The 1,613-nt window shown below is 46.9% G+C and carries 1 protein-coding gene; it reads left to right on the top strand.

The window, feature by feature from the left end; genetic code table 11:
* Nucleotides 1-1,613: single-stranded-DNA-specific exonuclease RecJ (gene recJ, locus Q0191_RS02075; protein WP_297663382.1), on the top strand; the 1,613-nt coding region annotated here is incomplete at both ends.

Genomic DNA, 1,613 nt, shown 5'->3' with positions numbered 1-1,613 from the left:
CTTGAAGCTATCGAGCTGGCCCAGTCTCTGGGCGTGGATGTTATCGTGACGGATCACCACTCTATGCCTGAGGAGCTGCCAAACGCCTATGCGATTGTCCATCCGGAACATAGCGGAGCAGATTATCCTTTCAAGCATTTAGCCGGTTGTGGGGTGGCTTTTAAGCTGGCAACAGCCTTGCTGGAAGAAGTCCAAGTCGAACTTTTGGACTTAGTTGCTATCGGTACCATTGCCGATATGGTCAGTCTGACGGGGGAAAATCGGATCTTAGTAAAATATGGCCTCTCCGTCCTCAAAAATACCCAGCGAGTAGGACTTCAGGAACTCTTCAAAATAGCAGGCATTCAGCCAGATGAACTGGATGAAGAAACAGTTGGTTTCCAGCTTGCTCCCCGACTCAATGCCTTGGGACGGCTGGATGATCCAAATCCGGCGGTTGAGCTTTTGACAGGCTTTGACGATGAAGAAGCTCGTGATATTGCTCTCATGATCAACCAGAAAAATGAAGAGCGCAAGGAAATCGTTCAGCAGATTTATGAAGAAGCGCAGACCATGCTGGACACTAAGAGACCAGTGCAGGTGTTGGCTAAGGAAGGCTGGAATCCTGGTGTGCTAGGGATTGTCGCTGGGCGCTTGCTGGAAGAACTGCACCAGCCAGTCATAGTGCTTAATATCGAGGATGGCATCGCTAAAGGCAGCGCCCGCAGTATTGAAGCGGTCAATATTTTTAAGGCCTTGGACAACCACCGTGATCTCTTTGTAGCTTTTGGCGGCCATGCCGGAGCAGCTGGTATGACACTTGAAGCAGACAAGCTGGCGGAGCTTGCTGATATCTTGACAGCTTACATCTTAGACAATGATTTGGATTTGACTGGCAAAACAGCTCTCTATTTAGATGAGGAGCTACATCTGCCAGAACTGACCCTTGACACACTCAAAAGCTTCGAAAAACTTGCGCCTTTTGGTATGGACAATAAGAAGCCACTCTTTTACCTCAAGGACTTTAAAGTGGATAATGCTCGGACTATGGGGGCTGGCAATAGCCATCTCAAGCTGAAAATTTCTCAGGAAGATGCATCTTTTGAAGTAGTAGCTTTTGGGCAAGGAAGTCTGGCGACAGAGTTTGCCCAGACTAAGAATCTGGAGCTGGCTGTCAGCCTCTCTGTCAATAAATGGAATGGACAGACCAGTCTCCAGCTCATGCTGGTAGATGCCCGTGTGGACGGTGTTCAGCTTTTCAATATCCGCGGAAAAAATGCGACGTTGCCTGACAATGTCCCAGTCTTGCGTTTCACAGAGGAATTGCCAGATTTGACAAATAGCAGAGCAATTGTGGTTTATGACCTGCCTGATGATTTGCAGGTCTTGAAGAAGATTCTTCAGTCTCAGGATTTTGAAGCGATTTACTTTAAGAATGAAATTGCTAAGCCTTACTATCTGACAGGTTATGGTACTCGTGAGCAATTTGCTAAACTTTACAAGACAATCTATCAGTTCCCTGAGTTTGACGTTCGCTATAAACTTAAAGAGTTGGCTGCCTATCTGAAAATCGACCCGATTCTCTTGGTCAAAATGATTCAGATTTTTGAAGAGCTGGGCTTTGTCAGCATCAC

It is taken from the genome of uncultured Streptococcus sp., from assembly GCF_938036805.1.
GTDB lineage: Bacteria > Bacillota > Bacilli > Lactobacillales > Streptococcaceae > Streptococcus.
This window is presented reverse-complemented; position numbering and strand designations above follow the sequence as displayed.